The 13,963-nt window shown below is 60.5% G+C and carries 16 protein-coding genes; 12 read left to right on the plus strand and 4 right to left on the minus strand.

Annotation, left to right across the window (positions count from 1 at the left end; genetic code table 11):
* Positions 1–262: 262 nt before the first annotated feature.
* The 4 genes from guaB to PH605_RS02380 all read left to right on the plus strand — a co-directional run bounded on the left by guaB (position 263) and on the right by PH605_RS02380 (position 4,455).
* The gene (guaB, locus tag PH605_RS02365; RefSeq protein WP_065654415.1) at positions 263–1,768 is read left to right on the plus strand and encodes an IMP dehydrogenase; all 1,506 of its coding nucleotides are present in this window, start codon (positions 263–265) and stop codon (positions 1,766–1,768) included.
* Positions 1,769–1,880: 112 nt separating this feature from the next.
* Positions 1,881–2,282: an MAPEG family protein gene (locus tag PH605_RS02370; protein WP_065654414.1), complete on the plus strand. Its 402-nt coding sequence runs from the start codon at positions 1,881–1,883 to the stop codon at positions 2,280–2,282.
* 150 nt (positions 2,283–2,432) lie between these two features.
* The gene (adhP, locus tag PH605_RS02375; RefSeq protein WP_004432721.1) at positions 2,433–3,461 is read left to right on the plus strand and encodes an alcohol dehydrogenase AdhP; all 1,029 of its coding nucleotides are present in this window, start codon (positions 2,433–2,435) and stop codon (positions 3,459–3,461) included.
* Positions 3,462–3,579: 118 nt separating this feature from the next.
* Positions 3,580–4,455 (plus strand): dienelactone hydrolase family protein, encoded by an 876-nt coding sequence (locus PH605_RS02380; protein ID WP_080855973.1) that lies wholly within the window; start codon positions 3,580–3,582, stop codon positions 4,453–4,455.
* 234 nt (positions 4,456–4,689) lie between these two features.
* On the opposite strand, the gene moaB is transcribed toward PH605_RS02380, so the two are convergent.
* The 4 genes from moaB to PH605_RS02400 all read right to left on the minus strand — a co-directional run bounded on the left by moaB (position 4,690) and on the right by PH605_RS02400 (position 9,206).
* The gene (gene moaB / locus PH605_RS02385; protein ID WP_161987681.1) at positions 4,690–5,235 is read right to left on the minus strand and encodes a molybdenum cofactor biosynthesis protein B; all 546 of its coding nucleotides are present in this window, start codon (positions 5,233–5,235) and stop codon (positions 4,690–4,692) included.
* Between the two features lie 26 nt (positions 5,236–5,261).
* Entirely contained in the window at positions 5,262–6,146 is an 885-nt protein-coding gene (locus PH605_RS02390; protein WP_142844012.1) for a 4-(cytidine 5'-diphospho)-2-C-methyl-D-erythritol kinase, read from the minus strand.
* Positions 6,147–6,152: 6 nt separating this feature from the next.
* Positions 6,153–8,000 (minus strand): tetratricopeptide repeat protein, encoded by a 1,848-nt coding sequence (locus PH605_RS02395; protein WP_078051500.1) that lies wholly within the window; start codon positions 7,998–8,000, stop codon positions 6,153–6,155.
* A 189-nt stretch (positions 8,001–8,189) separates the two neighbouring features.
* Positions 8,190–9,206 carry a polyprenyl synthetase family protein gene (locus PH605_RS02400; protein WP_080856960.1) on the minus strand — a complete coding sequence of 339 codons (1,017 nt, stop codon included), beginning with the start codon at positions 9,204–9,206 and terminating at the stop codon, positions 8,190–8,192.
* Between the two features lie 111 nt (positions 9,207–9,317).
* On the opposite strand from PH605_RS02400, the gene PH605_RS02405 reads away from it, so the two are divergent.
* The 8 genes from PH605_RS02405 (at position 9,318) to PH605_RS02440 (ending at position 13,897) form a co-directional block, all read left to right on the plus strand.
* Entirely contained in the window at positions 9,318–9,548 is a 231-nt protein-coding gene (locus tag PH605_RS02405; RefSeq protein WP_003503261.1) for a putative signal transducing protein, read from the plus strand.
* A 6-nt stretch (positions 9,549–9,554) separates the two neighbouring features.
* Positions 9,555–10,355 carry a tRNA1(Val) (adenine(37)-N6)-methyltransferase gene (locus PH605_RS02410; protein ID WP_142844011.1) on the plus strand — a complete coding sequence of 267 codons (801 nt, stop codon included), beginning with the start codon at positions 9,555–9,557 and terminating at the stop codon, positions 10,353–10,355.
* A 91-nt stretch (positions 10,356–10,446) separates the two neighbouring features.
* Positions 10,447–11,313 (plus strand): S49 family peptidase, encoded by an 867-nt coding sequence (locus tag PH605_RS02415; RefSeq protein WP_161987679.1) that lies wholly within the window; start codon positions 10,447–10,449, stop codon positions 11,311–11,313.
* A 20-nt stretch (positions 11,314–11,333) separates the two neighbouring features.
* Complete coding sequence (locus tag PH605_RS02420) at positions 11,334–11,528, plus strand: NfeD family protein (protein WP_142844010.1); 195 nt, start codon at positions 11,334–11,336, stop codon at positions 11,526–11,528.
* 52 nt (positions 11,529–11,580) lie between these two features.
* A complete protein-coding gene (locus PH605_RS02425) occupies positions 11,581–11,811 on the plus strand; it encodes an AbrB/MazE/SpoVT family DNA-binding domain-containing protein (RefSeq protein WP_065654408.1) in 231 nt (76 codons plus the stop codon).
* On the plus strand, positions 11,808–12,224 hold the full coding sequence (locus tag PH605_RS02430; RefSeq protein ID WP_142844009.1) for a PIN domain-containing protein: 417 nt from the start codon (positions 11,808–11,810) through the stop codon (positions 12,222–12,224). Before PH605_RS02425 ends, PH605_RS02430 begins: the two co-directional genes overlap by 4 nt.
* An 80-nt stretch (positions 12,225–12,304) precedes the next feature.
* On the plus strand, positions 12,305–13,267 hold the full coding sequence (locus PH605_RS02435) for a glycine--tRNA ligase subunit alpha (RefSeq protein ID WP_020813609.1): 963 nt from the start codon (positions 12,305–12,307) through the stop codon (positions 13,265–13,267).
* A gap of 78 nt (positions 13,268–13,345) precedes the next feature.
* The gene (locus PH605_RS02440; protein WP_078051226.1) at positions 13,346–13,897 is read left to right on the plus strand and encodes a LemA family protein; all 552 of its coding nucleotides are present in this window, start codon (positions 13,346–13,348) and stop codon (positions 13,895–13,897) included.
* The last annotated feature ends 66 nt before the right edge of the window (positions 13,898–13,963 follow it).

A 13,963-nucleotide genomic window follows, 5' to 3' on the forward strand; every position in this document is an offset into this window, starting at 1 on the left:
AGCGGTTTTGCGATAACGACATGCATAAAAACAAGCAGTTATAGCGCGTCATGTGGGGCAAGGACCCACACGACGCGTTATAACGTCTGCTGCAATGCAGCAACAAAGAAAGCCCGGAAGGCAATTCCGGGTTTTTTCTATTCCCTTCCTGTCATGAACGTGTTACCAGCCCTCGCCAACTTCCAAGCAATCCTTGCAGGGCGCCGGGGTGAACTTTTCGTTCCGGAACGGCCACGCATTTTCAGTATGAAGGAATTTGGTCATGGCACGCATCATTCAAACACCCACTGGTTTGGACGCTCTCACATTTGACGATGTGTTGCTGCAACCCGGACATTCCGAAGTCATGCCGGGACAGACGAATATCGCCACGCGCATTGCCCGCGATATCGATCTCAACCTGCCGATCCTCTCTTCCGCCATGGATACGGTTACCGAAGGCCGCCTCGCCATCGCCATGGCCCAGGCCGGCGGCATCGGTGTCATCCACCGCAACCTGACCCCCATCGAGCAGGCCGAAGAAGTGCGGCAGGTGAAGAAGTTCGAAAGCGGCATGGTCGTCAACCCGGTCACCATCGGCCCGGATGCGACGCTTGCTGAAGCACAGGCGCTGATGAAGGCGCATGGCATTTCCGGCATTCCGGTGGTTGAAAACGGCGGTTCCGGCGGCCACAAGAACGGCCGTCTCGTTGGTATTCTGACCAATCGCGACGTGCGCTTCGCCTCCGATCCGCAGCAGAAGATTTACGAACTGATGACCCGCGAAAACCTGGTCACGGTCAAGGAAAGCAGCGTCGATCAGCAGGAAGCGCGCCGCCTGCTGCACAAGCACCGCATCGAAAAGCTGCTGGTTGTGGATGCCAAGGGCAATTGCGTCGGCCTCATCACCGTCAAGGATATCGAGAAGTCGCAGCTCAATCCCAACGCCACCAAGGATGCGCAGGGTCGCCTTCGCGCCGCTGCCGCCATCAGCGTCGGCGCTGACGCCATCGAGCGCGCCGAGCGCCTTATCGATGCCGGTGTCGACCTTCTGGTCGTCGATACCGCGCATGGCCATTCGCAGCGCGTGCTGGATGCCGTCTCGCAGGTCAAGAAGATGTCGAACTCGGTTCGCATCATCGCCGGCAATGTCGCCACCGCCGACGGCACGAAGGCGCTGATCGATGCCGGCGCCGATGGCGTCAAGGTCGGTATCGGCCCCGGCTCCATCTGCACCACCCGCATCGTCGCCGGCGTCGGCGTTCCGCAGCTCGCTGCCATCATGTCGTCGGTTGAAGTCGCCAATGCGGCTGATATCCCCGTCATCGCCGATGGCGGCATCAAGTTCTCGGGCGATCTGGCCAAGGCAATCGCCGCCGGCGCTTCCGCCGTCATGATCGGCTCGCTGCTGGCCGGCACGGATGAAAGCCCGGGCGAAGTGTTCCTCTACCAGGGCCGTTCCTTCAAGGCCTATCGCGGCATGGGCTCCGTAGGCGCCATGGCGCGCGGCTCGGCAGACCGTTATTTCCAGGCGGAAGTACGCGACACGCTGAAGCTCGTTCCGGAAGGTATCGAAGGTCAGGTTCCCTACAAGGGCCCGGTTTCCGGTGTTCTGCACCAGCTGGCCGGCGGCCTCAAGGCCGCCATGGGTTATGTCGGCGGCAGCAACATCAAGGAATTCCAGGAGCGCGCCACCTTCGTTCGCATCTCCAGCGCGGGCCTGCGCGAAAGCCACGCCCATGACGTGACGATCACCCGCGAAAGCCCGAACTACCCCGGCGCGGTTTGATCTTTCGAGGCGAATCCGTAAAAGGATACTGAGTATTTGGCGCTCCCCGATTCATGCCGGATCGGGGAGCGTTTTCATGATTGGAGAAGAAAGCATGTCACCCACGACCGCAATGTTCTGGCCGATGATCGCCCATGTCTTTCTGGTCTTTTGCCTTTATGCGCTCCTGATCATCCGGCGTAACAAATACACCTTCAAGGATCGCGAATCGGCGATCAAGCTGCGCGACCAGGGCGAAGAGGCGCGTGAAAGCCATCTGGTGAACCGTAACATCGCCAATCAGTTCGAACTGCCGGTGCTGTTCCACATCGCCTGCCTGCTGCTCTACATCACGGATGCGGACAATATCGTCACCGTCGTTCTGGCATGGCTGTTCGTGCTCTCGCGTTATGCCCATTCCTATGTCCACGTCACCAGCAACCGCCTGCGTCAGCGTGGCGCATTGTTCGGCATCGGCTTTGCGCTGGTCGTCTGCCTGTGGGCGTGGCTCGCCATATGGTTGGCGCTGGAGTAAATCAGCACCGTGGGGTTGCCTCATAAGTGAGACAATCCCGCCTTGCAAAATGCTCCGATTTGCGATGGGTCAATTCCATGACGCCCCATCCCCGTTAATCTCTGCCTCGCCGTCAAGGATTTCAGGCGAGCAGAGATTAGGGAGTATGTCATGGCTAAGACAATGAAGGCAGCCGTCGTCCGCGCGTTTGGAAAACCGCTGACCATCGAGGAAGTGGCGATACCGGATCCCGGCCCGGGTGAAATTCTCATCAACTACAAGGCGACGGGCATTTGCCACACCGACCTGCACGCCGCAACGGGCGACTGGCCGGTCAAACCCAATCCGCCTTTCATCCCCGGCCACGAAGGTGTGGGTTACGTCGCCAAGATCGGCGCTGGCGTCACCGGCATCAAGGAAGGCGACCGCGCCGGCACGCCCTGGCTCTACACCGCCTGCGGATGCTGCATTCCCTGCCGCACGGGCTGGGAGACGCTTTGCCCGAGCCAGAAGAATTCCGGCTATTCCGTCAATGGCAGCTTTGCGGAATACGGCCTCGCCGATCCGAAATTCGTCGGCCGCCTGCCGGATAATCTCGATTTCGGCCCGGCCGCACCGGTGCTCTGCGCCGGCGTTACCGTCTATAAGGGGCTGAAGGAAACCGAAGTCAGGCCCGGTGAGTGGGTGGTCATTTCAGGCATTGGCGGGCTTGGCCACATGGCCGTGCAATATGCCAAGGCCATGGGCATGCATGTCGTTGCCGCCGATATTTTCGACGACAAGCTGGCGCTTGCGAAAAAACTCGGAGCCGATGTCACCGTCAATGGCCGCGCGCCAGATGCGGTGGAGCAGGTACAGAAAGCGACGGGCGGTGTCCATGGCGCGCTGGTGACGGCGGTGTCGCCCAAGGCCATGGAGCAGGCTTACGGCTTCCTGCGCTCCAAGGGCACCATGGCGCTTGTCGGCCTGCCGCCGGGCTTCATCTCCATTCCGGTGTTCGACACGGTGCTGAAGCGCATCACGGTGCGCGGCTCCATCGTCGGCACGCGGCAGGATCTGGAGGAAGCGCTGACCTTCGCCGGCGAAGGCAAGGTGGCGGCTCATTTCTCCTGGGACAAGCTCGAAAACATCAACGATATCTTCCACCGCATGGAAGAGGGCAAGATCGACGGCCGTATCGTCGTGGACCTCGCCGCCTGATGTGAAAACTGGCTGGCGGCGCTCACGTAAATGTGTGGCGCCGCTTGCCCCCGCCTCGTTCCCCACGGGGCGATCTGCGCTATCCTCCCGCATCCGTGCGTTCAAGGAGGATAGAGCGATGGACAAGCCCAAGATCACGCAGGCCATGATCGACGCTTACGATGAATATACCCATCTCAGCCTTGATCGCCGCAAATTCATGGAAAAGCTCACCGTATTGGCAGGGTCTGGTGCAGCGGCGGCGGCCATCGCCCCGCTTCTTTCGGCCAACAGCGCCCGTGCGGCTGTCATCGCGGCCGATGACGACAGGATCGTCGCCGAGGAGGTGACCTATCCCGCCGCCGGCGGCGAGATGAAGGGTTACCTCGTTACACCGAAATCCGTTTCCGGCCCCATCGGCTCCGTCATCGTCATCCACGAGAACCGTGGTCTGAACGACCATATTCGTGACGTGGCAAGGCGGGTGGCGCTCGCCGGTTTTCGGGCGCTTGCTGTCGATTTCCTCTCACCGCAGGGCGGCACGCCCGCCGATGAGGAGAAGGCGCGGCAGATGTTCAGCGGTCTCGACATGGACGCGACCGTCGCCAATGCCGAAGCGGGCCGGGTATGGCTCGCGGCCCGGCAGGGGGCGAATGGCAAAGTGGGCGCGGTCGGTTTCTGCTGGGGCGGCGGGCTGGTCAATCGTTTCGCTACCAAATCGGCAGCTTTGAATGCCGGTGTCGCCTATTACGGCCAGCAGGCTCCGGCGGCCGATGTACCGGCCATCAAAGCGCCGCTGCTTTTGCACTATGCGGGTCTCGATGAGCGCATCAATGCCGGCATCGACGCCTATAAGAAGGCGCTGGAGGAAAACGACAAGACCTTTGAAATCTTCGTCTATGACGGCGTCAACCACGCCTTCAACAATGACACGTCCTCGGCGCGCTACGATAAGACGGCTGCCGATCTCGCCTGGGGCCGGACGACGGAGTTCTTCAAGAAATATCTGGCGTGATGGGGGTTTTGGGCGGGCATTGTATGCGAACCGGAGGTGGGTGCGGCTTCACCCCCCTCTGCCCTGCCGGGCATCTCCCCCTCAAGGGGGGAGATCGGCAGGAGGCGCAGCCACCACTTCATTCGCGAATGTTGAGATGGGCGAGACCCAACCACGAGTCGATCTCCCCCCTTGAGGGGGAGATGCCCGGCAGGGCAGAGGGGGGTAAGCCCAACGCGCCCTCCACCCCTTAATCTAATCGCCCCCAGCCCCACGCTTCAAATGCTCATCGAGCCTTGGCATGATCTCCACGAAATTGCAGGGCAGGTGGCGATAATCGAGCTGGGCTTTCAGGATACCGTCCCACGCATCCTTGCACGCACCCGGCGAGCCGGGCAGCACGAAGATGAAGGTCGCGTTCGCCACGCCGCCGGTCGCGCGTGACTGGATGGTGGCGGTGCCGATCTTGTCATAGGAGATGCGGTGGAAGAGCGCGGAAAACCCATCCATGCGCTTTTCGAACAGCGGCTCCAGCGCTTCGGGCGTCACATCGCGGCCGGTAAAGCCGGTGCCGCCGGTGGTGATGACCACATCCACGCCTTCAGCGAGCGTCCAGTCGCGCACGGTACCGGCAATCGCTGCCCTGTCATCAGGCACGATGGCGCGGGCCGCGAGCCTGTGGCCCGCTTCCTCCAGCCTTGCGACGAGCGTATCACCGGATTTGTCATTCTCCAGCGTGCGGCTGTCCGAAACGGTCAAAACCGCAATGCCAAGGGGAATGAAGGGTCTTTCGCCTGCCATGGCCTTATCCTCGAAGTGTCTGGTTTTCAAATGGTCCGCGTCGCCTGAAAATACCAGCCGGGGCGCCTCTTCCGAAGCGATGTTTCCGCTTTCCTGGCCGCTTCAAGGGAATGAAAAATCCCGAAACAGGTTGCCCCCGAACCGGACATGCGCACAAGCGCAGCACCCTCCTGCGAAAGCAACCCAATGATTTCCCCGATCTCCGGTAGAAGCGCTTGGGCCGGCGGTTGCAGATCGTTACGGTTTTGGGCGAGAAAATCCATCCAGCCGATTGTCGCAGAGGCCGGCAGGGGCGGATTGGTCTTGTTCTGCAATCGCCGGAAAATCTCCGGCGTCGAGACCGCCTTCAGCGGATTGGCGAGAACCATCACCAGTTCTGGCAGATCGGTGACCGGTTCGATGTCCTCGCCGATGCCGCGCGCGATCAGGGATCGGCTCTCAAGGCACATCGGCACATCCGCCCCGAGCGTCAGCGCCATGGATGCAAGCGCATCCGGTACGATCCCGGCACGCCAGTGCCGCAAAAGGCCCCGAAGCGTCGCCGCCGCATCCGCAGAGCCGCCGCCGATACCGGAAGCCACCGGCAGGTTCTTTTCAAGATGAATGGCGACCGGAGGGGCTGGCTGACCCGTCGATGCAAGCGCATCGCGCAACAGGTCCCTGGCGTGGGTGACGAGGTTATCGCCGCCATCGCCCGCGCGCAAAAGATCGCCGAAGGGGCCTGAGATGGAAAAACTGTCGGCATCGGCGTCGCGAATACGGATCGTGTCCCCGGCTTCAGTAAAGGTCACCAGCGTTTCGAGCAGGTGATACCCATCCGCTCGCTGGCCGGTCACATGCAGCGCCAGATTGATCTTCGCCGGGGCCGCCTCGATGGTTTCTGTGGCCCCGGAAACGTCATGCCCGCGCATGCGGCGTCAGGATTTCTTGTCCGGAGTGGCAGCCGGTGCCGGTGCCGGAGGAGCCGGTGGCACCGGCGCGACTTCCTTCTTGGCGGTATTTTCGGCGTCCTTTTCCACCGGCGGCAGGCCGTTGGCGATCTTTTCCTTCACCTTGGCCTTGTCCACGTCGTCGCTGTCGCCGATCAATGCGCGGTTCCACTGATAGACCGCCTCGATCTTGCGGCCGACCCGCCAGTAGGCGTCGCCCAGATGGTCGTTGATGGTCGGATCGCCGGCTTTCAGTTCGATTGCCCGCTCCAGCTCGGTCACGGCCTCATCGAAAGCTCCGAGGCGATAATGCGCCCAGCCGAGCGAGTCGACGATGTAGCCGTCATTCGGCCGAAGCTCGACGGCGCGGCTGATCATCTTCATGCCTTCATCGAGATTGATGCCCTTGTCCACCCAGGAATAGCCCAGATAGTTCAGAACCTGCGGCTGTTCCGGGTTCAGCTCCAGCGCCCGCTTGAAATTCGGTTCGGCCTTGTCCCATTCCTTCAGTCGCTCATAGGCGATGCCGCGCTGGAAGAAAACGGACCAGTCGGATTTCTGCGGCACGGAGCCGATGACCTCGATGGCCTTGTCGTAGTTCTCGGCCATCGCCTTGTAGTCCTTGGCGTCCGAAAGCACGCTGCCGTAGGCGAGATAGGAACGAATGTCCTTCGGATCGGATTCGAGCAGGGATTTGAGGTGCTTGCGCGCCTCATCCACCTTGCCGGTCTGCGCAAGCGTCAGTCCGAGCTGCAGCTCGGAAATGCGATACATCGGCGAATCCTTCGGCACCTCGCGGTAGAAGGCAATGGCGCGGTCAGGCTGTTTCAGCGCTTCGGAAAGGCCGCCGAGAAGGATGAGCGTATCCGGGCTCTTCGGATCGAGTGCGCGCGACGTCTGCAGATAAAGCGTCACGATCTCTTCGGCGCCTTCGCGGTTCAGCGCGCCGGCGATGGAGAACATGACGCTGGCGGCACCTTCAACCGCATTTGTGATCTGCTGTTCCGGCTTTTCACCGTTTTCGATGGACTGGCGAAGCGCCTTCAGCGGCGCGTAATTCGGTGCGAAAGTGTCTCCGACCGCAATCGCATCCAGCGCCTTCTGCTTGTTGCCGGCGGAAGCCTCCAGCCGGGCAAGCGCCATCACAGCGCGCATATAGGTATCGGAGGCGGTTGCCCCACCTTCGCGGTCCGTCACCGCTTCGTTCAGGCTCTTGCGGGCGGCTTCATTGTTGCCGGAAACAAGGGCGATGGCCGCCGCATTGTATTTCTGGAAGATCGAAATCCAGCCCGGGCCCTTCATATTGTTGACCAGCGCCAGCGCTTCCTTCGGCTTGCCGGAACCGGCACGCGCCCACGCGGTCAAAAGCGTGTTGACCATGCGGTCGAGATCGTTCGGACCGGTATATTTCAGAATCTTCTCGGCCTTGGCGAATTCCTTATCCTTGATGGCGTCGAGACCGCGCACGATGGTCGTCACGCGCTCCACCGAGGTATCGTCCTTCATCGAATCGGCGATCTTGGCGCCGGCCTCGAAATTGCCGCTCAGAAGTTCGGCGATCATCAGCCGCTGGCGGATTTCCGTATTGGCCGGATCGAATTCCAGCGCCTTTTTGTAAAGCGAAATCGCGGTGGGATAATCCTGATCGACATCGGCATTGCGCCCGGCGAGGAAGGCCCCGGAGAAGGTGTTGACCTTGCCGGGATCGAACGTGACGGCCTTGTCTTCCGGTGTCGCCTTCGTCTCCGCAAAGCCGGGGCTTGCACCCGCGCCGATTGCGAGAGCAGCGGCAAGAGCCGCGCTGCAGAGAAGACGGAGTGCTGGTTTACGCCGCATGAGGGAACCTTTGCCTTTGTGCAGAAGCACGGAAAAATCAGTTTCCATTGTTGGTCACGATAGAATGGCTTTTTTGAAGCAGCCCCGCAAGAAATTATGGCCCCGGCCACAATCACGCCTTGCGGAGAAGCTGGCCCGGAACATTGGGCGGATGGTCTTTTCCATCCGCCTTTCGCCCGGCCTCTAGCGTCAGTTCAGACGCTCGATGCAGAAGTCGATCACTTCCAGAAGCGCATCTTTCCAGGGGCTCTGCGGCAGCGGTGCGAGCGCATCGCGGGCGATGGTCCCGTAGTGCGTGGCGCGGCCGATCGTATCGCCAAGACCGTTGTATTTGGTGATCAGGCCCAGCGCCTTTTCAAGGTTCTCGTCGCTGCTTTCACCCTTCTCGATGGCCTTGCGCCAGAAGGCGCGCTCATCCTGCGTGCCGCGACGATAGGAGAGGATGACCGGCAGGGTGATCTTGCCTTCGCGGAAATCGTCGCCGGTATTCTTGCCGAGATCGGCGGATTTTCCACCGTAGTCCAGCACGTCGTCAACGAGCTGGAAGGCGAGGCCGAGATTCATGCCGTAGGATTTCAGCGCGCTGCGGGTCGCCTTGTCGGTCTTGGCGACGATGGGGCCGACTTCCGCCGCCGCCGCGAAAAGGGCGGCCGTCTTGGCGCGAATCACCTGCAGATAATCGTCTTCCGTCGTTTCCATGTTCTTGGCGACAGAAAGCTGCAGCACCTCGCCCTCGGCGATCACCGAGGCGGCGGTGGACAGCACATCGAGCGCATCGAGGGAGCCGACATCCACCATCATGCGGAAGGCCTGACCGAGCAGGAAGTCGCCGACGAGAACGCTCGCCTGGTTGCCCCAGATGGTGCGGGCGGTGGATTTGCCGCGGCGCAGATCGCTTTCATCCACCACATCGTCATGCAGAAGCGTCGCCGTGTGCATGAATTCGACGCTGGTGGCGAGCTTGATGTGATTATCGCCCTCGTAACCGAACATCGAGGCCGAGGCGAGCGTCAGCATCGGCCGCAGGCGCTTGCCGCCGGAAGAGATGAGGTGGTTGGCCACCTCGGGTATCATCTGGACATCGGAACCGGCCTTGGAAAGGATAAGCTGGTTCACCCGTTCCATATCGGGGCGGGTCAGGTCGACAAGCGGCTTGACGGATGCGAGTTTGTTTTTGCTTTCTTCAAGCGGTATGACGACGCCCAAGGGACAGGACTCCAGTTCGAATTTGAATTCGACAATAAAAACTGACGCCTTGCGCGGCAAGGGGCGAATTGCCGCTAGCCATTCAAAAAGATGGGAATTTAAGGTCTATCCATGCGTGAACTGATCCGTACCAACGATGCCGTGCTGCTCTCCTTCGCCGAAAGCCTGATGAAGGATGCCGGCATCCATTGCCTCATCGCCGATCAGGCGATGAGCATTCTGGAAGGATCGCTCGGTCTTTTGCCACGAAGGTTTCTGGTGGAGGAAGATCGGGCCGATCAGGCCCGCCGCATTCTCATCGATGCCGGGCTCGGCGACGAGTTGCGCAACGAAGAGGCTTGAACGGCGGTGGGCGACGGCATTTCCGAAACGATCGACGCCTTTCACCGGGGCCGGTTTCACGTCATCCAGCCGAAGGGCAGGGGACACCGGGCCGGCATGGACGCCATGCTTCTGGCGTCATTGGTGGCGGATGAGCGTGCCTGCCGGATCGCCGATCTCGGCGCGGGCGCAGGTGCCGCCGGCATGGCGGTTGCGGCGCGGCTGGAAAAGGCCGAGGTGACGCTGTACGAACGCTCGCCGGAAATGGCGCAATTTGCCCGACGCAGCCTCGAACTGCCTGAGAATGCTGCATTTCCTGCGCGCGTCAGCGTGCGCGAAGCCGATGTGACGCTGCGGGCGAAAGCACGCGCCGAAGCGGGGTTGCCCGACGAGCATTTCCATCACGTCATCATGAACCCGCCCTATAACGATGCGGGCGACCGCCGCACGCCGGATGCCCTGAAGGCCGAAGCGCATGCCATGACCGATGGCCTGTTCGAAGACTGGATCAGGACCGCAGGCGCGATCATGGTGCCGGGTGGTCAGCTTTCCCTGATTTCAAGGCCGCAATCGGTGGCGGAGATCATCGCCGCCTGCGGCAGCCGTTTCGGCGGCCTCGAAATCACCCTCATTCATCCGCGCCCTGGCGAGGATGCGGTGCGCATGCTCGTCACCGCCATCAAAGGTTCACGGGCGCGGCTGTCCTTCCGTGCGCCGCTCATCATGCATGAGACCGGCAGCCATGCCTTCACCCCATTCGTCGATGACCTGAACAATGGCCGCGCCGCCTATTCGCGTAATGTAAGGGCAATCCGGCCGGCGTCATAAATATCGCCGTTCCGCCGGCCGCAAACCATTGTGTTTTCCGGGGCGATACATACATCCCTGACGAACGGATAAATGCTGCGAGGATTGAGTAGTGGGTTTTCTGAAGTATCTGGTGCCGAAACGCTTTCGTAAAAAAGAGCTCGTCATCCCGGTGGTGCGCATGCACGGTGCGATCATGGCCGGCGGCAACCAGTTCCGCCCCGCCCTCAATCTCGCCTCCTATGCGCCGCTTCTGGAAAAGGCCTTCGCCGTCAAGGATGCCCCGGCTGTCGCCATTTCGCTCAACTCGCCCGGCGGTTCGCCGGTGCAGGCGCGCATGATCTATAACCGCATCCGCCAGCTCGCCGAGGAAAAGGAAAAGAAGGTCCTGATCTTCGTCGAGGATGTTGCGGCCTCCGGCGGATACATGATCGCGCTTGCCGGTGATGAAATCATCGCGGATCCCACCTCCATCGTTGGTTCCATCGGCGTCGTCTCCGGTGGTTTCGGTTTTCCGGAAATGCTGAAGAAGATCGGCGTGGAGCGCCGTGTCTATACGGCCGGCGAGAACAAGGTCATCCTCGATCCCTTCCAGCCGGAAAAGGAAGGCGATATCGATTACCTGAAGTCGCTTCAGGTCGAAATCCACAATGTTTTCATTGATATGGTCAAGATGCGTCGCGGCTCGAAACTGAAGGGCGACGAGGCGATCTTCTCGGGCCTGTTCTGGACCGGCATGCGCGGCCTCGACCTCGGCCTGATCGACGGGCTGGGCGACATGCGTGAGGTTCTTCGCCGCCGTTACGGCACCAAGGTCAAGCTGCAGCTCGTCAGTGGCGGTCGCACTCTGTTCGGCAAAAAGGTGCCGGGCGTCAATGCTGCTCTGGACGTGAATGCCGAAAGGCTGGCCGCCGGTGCGGTATCGGGGCTTGCGGAGGTCGCCGAAGAAAAGGCATTGTGGTCGCGTTTCGGTCTATGATGTCTCAGGAATAAAGCCTAATGGCGCAGCTCATTACAATTATTCTTCTGGTGGTGGGATCCGTCATCCTTTACCGCCGCTTCGTCCGCGATGCGGAAAAGCTCTCGGCGAAATCGAAGCAGCGCGAGAAGCAACGGGAGACCGGCGCCATCGGCACGCTGATCAAGGACCCGGAAACCGGCGAATACCGCGTGAAGCGCGAGGATGAGGCGTAATTTTCCTGTAACGCAGAATTTGCTATAGTCGCTTTCGAGTAAGGAGGCTGTCATGCGTGTCACGAAATGGGGCGATAGTCTTGCGGTCCGCATCCCGGCGGATGTCGCGGAAGCCTTGCATATCAAGGAAGGCGACGAGGTGGATGTCGTTGCTGCAACCGATGCGGTTGTCAACGCGACGACTGACGAAGAGCGGCGACAGGCGCTTGAAAAAATTCGTTCCCTGCGATGGACATTGCCGCCGGACTATAAATTTGATCGTGACGAGGCTAATGAGCGTTGAGCAAGGCGCCCTTCGTTGACACCAATATTCTGGTCTATGCTTCGACCTCCGACCCGCGCTCCGAGGTGGCCAATACGATAATATCGCAGCCATTCGTTATCAGCGTCCAGGCACTTAACGAGTTTTCGGTTGTCGCGCGTAAAAAATTGCGAATGGAATGGAGCGGTATACGTTCCGCTTTGGAAGATTTCAGAACGGCGGCGGTGCAGATTGTGCCGCTGGACGTTGGTCTGCACATGGACGCGCTTGATCTTGTGCAGAGATACAATGTTGCTTTTTACGACGCCTTGATGCTGGCGGCAGCGCTGAAGGCGGAAAGCAATGTTTTCCTCTCCGAAGACATGCAGGATGGCCTCACCGTCGAAGGGCGAATGAAGATCGTCAACCCGTTCACCGCCCCTCTCCACGCATAAAACCTTGACCCTCACGCCATGCCGTGGCACGTGTCCGCATCCGAAGTAAGTCAATGCTTACTTGTCCTCCTAACGCCGCGATGACTGCAATGACCGATGTTCCCGACCATATGAACCCGAAGCGTTCTTTTCAGGCGCTGATCCTGACGCTGCACAATTACTGGGCCGACAAGGGCTGCGCGGTGTTGCAGCCATACGATATGGAAGTGGGCGCGGGTACGTTCCATCCGGCAACCACGCTACGCGCGCTCGGTCCCAAGCCATGGAAGGCCGCTTACGTGCAGCCCTCACGCCGCCCGTCCGATGGGCGTTACGGCGAGAACCCCAATCGTCTGCAGCACTATTACCAGTATCAGGTGATCCTGAAACCAAACCCCTCGAACCTGCAGGAACTCTATCTGGGTTCGCTGAAGGCCATCGGCCTCGACCCTCTGCTGCACGATGTGCGCTTCGTCGAAGACGACTGGGAAAGCCCGACGCTCGGCGCCTGGGGCCTTGGCTGGGAGTGCTGGTGCGACGGCATGGAAGTATCGCAGTTCACTTACTTCCAGCAGGTCTGCGGCATCGAATGCTCGCCGGTTGCGGGCGAGCTGACCTATGGTCTGGAGCGTCTGGCCATGTATGTCCAGGGCGTCGACAATGTCTATGACCTGAACTTCAACGGCCGCGAAGGCGAAGAGAAGATTTCCTATGGTGACGTCTTCCTCCAGGCCGAGCAGGAATATTCCCGCCATAACTTCGAGTTCGCCGATACAGCCATGCTGCATCGTCATTTCATCGACGCTGAAAAGGAATGCCAGGCGCTTCTCGCCGCTGGCGCGCCCGGTGACAACGACAACCAGCGCCTGCACAAATGCGTGTTCCCGGCCTATGACCAGTGCATCAAGGCCAGCCACGTCTTCAACCTTCTGGATGCACGCGGCGTAATCTCGGTCACGGAACGCCAGAGCTATATCCTGCGCGTGCGCACACTGGCGAAAGCCTGCGGCGAAGCCTTCCTGCTGACGGATGCGGGCGGGCTGAACTGGAACAGGGCCGCCTGAACGTTTATGTAAGGCGGGGCAACAGTCTAACGTGCGGACGCCACTACGGTGTCCGCGCCTCTTGAGGAGGGGTCGGGAATGTTCATCACGCTGGCAATCATCGCGGCAATCGCGCTTTATGTCGTCTTCATTTATAACGGGCTGGTCAAGGCGCGGCAGATGAAGGAAGAGGCGTGGTCGGGCATCGACGTGCAGCTGAAGCGCCGCGCTGATCTCATTCCTAATCTCATCGAGACAGTGAAGGGTTACGCGGCGCATGAAAAGAGCACCTTCGAGGAGGTGATTGCCATGCGCAACCGGGCGCAGGCCGTGCCGGCGGGCGATGTCGAGGGTCGTGCGCAGGCGGAAGGGCTGCTGTCGCAGGCGCTCGGCAAGCTCTTTGCGCTTGCCGAAGCCTATCCCGATCTCAAGGCCAATACGAATTTTCTGGAATTGCAGCGTTCGCTGGAAACCATCGAAAGCGAAATCCAGATGTCGCGCCGTTATTACAATGGCGCCGCCCGCGACCTCAACGTCAAGGTGGAAAGCTTCCCCTCCAATCTGGTCGCAGGCCAGTTCGGTTTTGCCAAGGCGCCGTATTTCGAGATCGACAACCCGGCCGACCGCGCCGTGCCGACTGTGAAATTCTAAGCGCACTGTTCCCTCGGCGGCTTAAGACCTCCCGTTCAAATTCCGATAATCCGGCTCTTCGCCGCA

The sequence above is a fragment of the Agrobacterium sp. CFBP 3001 genome, from assembly GCF_027871605.1.
GTDB lineage: Bacteria > Pseudomonadota > Alphaproteobacteria > Rhizobiales > Rhizobiaceae > Agrobacterium > Agrobacterium leguminum.

Coding starts and splice junctions, on each gene's coding strand:
- guaB (WP_065654415.1), top strand. CDS start 263: ATGGCACGCATCATTCAAACACCCACTGGTTTGGACGCTCTCACATTT.
- PH605_RS02370 (WP_065654414.1), top strand. CDS start 1,881: ATGTTCTGGCCGATGATCGCCCATGTCTTTCTGGTCTTTTGCCTTTAT.
- adhP (WP_004432721.1), top strand. CDS start 2,433: ATGGCTAAGACAATGAAGGCAGCCGTCGTCCGCGCGTTTGGAAAACCG.
- PH605_RS02380 (WP_080855973.1), top strand. CDS start 3,580: ATGGACAAGCCCAAGATCACGCAGGCCATGATCGACGCTTACGATGAA.
- moaB (WP_161987681.1), bottom strand. CDS start 5,235: ATGGCAGGCGAAAGACCCTTCATTCCCCTTGGCATTGCGGTTTTGACC.
- PH605_RS02390 (WP_142844012.1), bottom strand. CDS start 6,146: ATGCGCGGGCATGACGTTTCCGGGGCCACAGAAACCATCGAGGCGGCC.
- PH605_RS02395 (WP_078051500.1), bottom strand. CDS start 8,000: ATGCGGCGTAAACCAGCACTCCGTCTTCTCTGCAGCGCGGCTCTTGCC.
- PH605_RS02405 (WP_003503261.1), top strand. CDS start 9,318: ATGCGTGAACTGATCCGTACCAACGATGCCGTGCTGCTCTCCTTCGCC.
- PH605_RS02420 (WP_142844010.1), top strand. CDS start 11,334: ATGGCGCAGCTCATTACAATTATTCTTCTGGTGGTGGGATCCGTCATC.
- PH605_RS02425 (WP_065654408.1), top strand. CDS start 11,581: ATGCGTGTCACGAAATGGGGCGATAGTCTTGCGGTCCGCATCCCGGCG.
- PH605_RS02435 (WP_020813609.1), top strand. CDS start 12,305: ATGACTGCAATGACCGATGTTCCCGACCATATGAACCCGAAGCGTTCT.
- PH605_RS02440 (WP_078051226.1), top strand. CDS start 13,346: ATGTTCATCACGCTGGCAATCATCGCGGCAATCGCGCTTTATGTCGTC.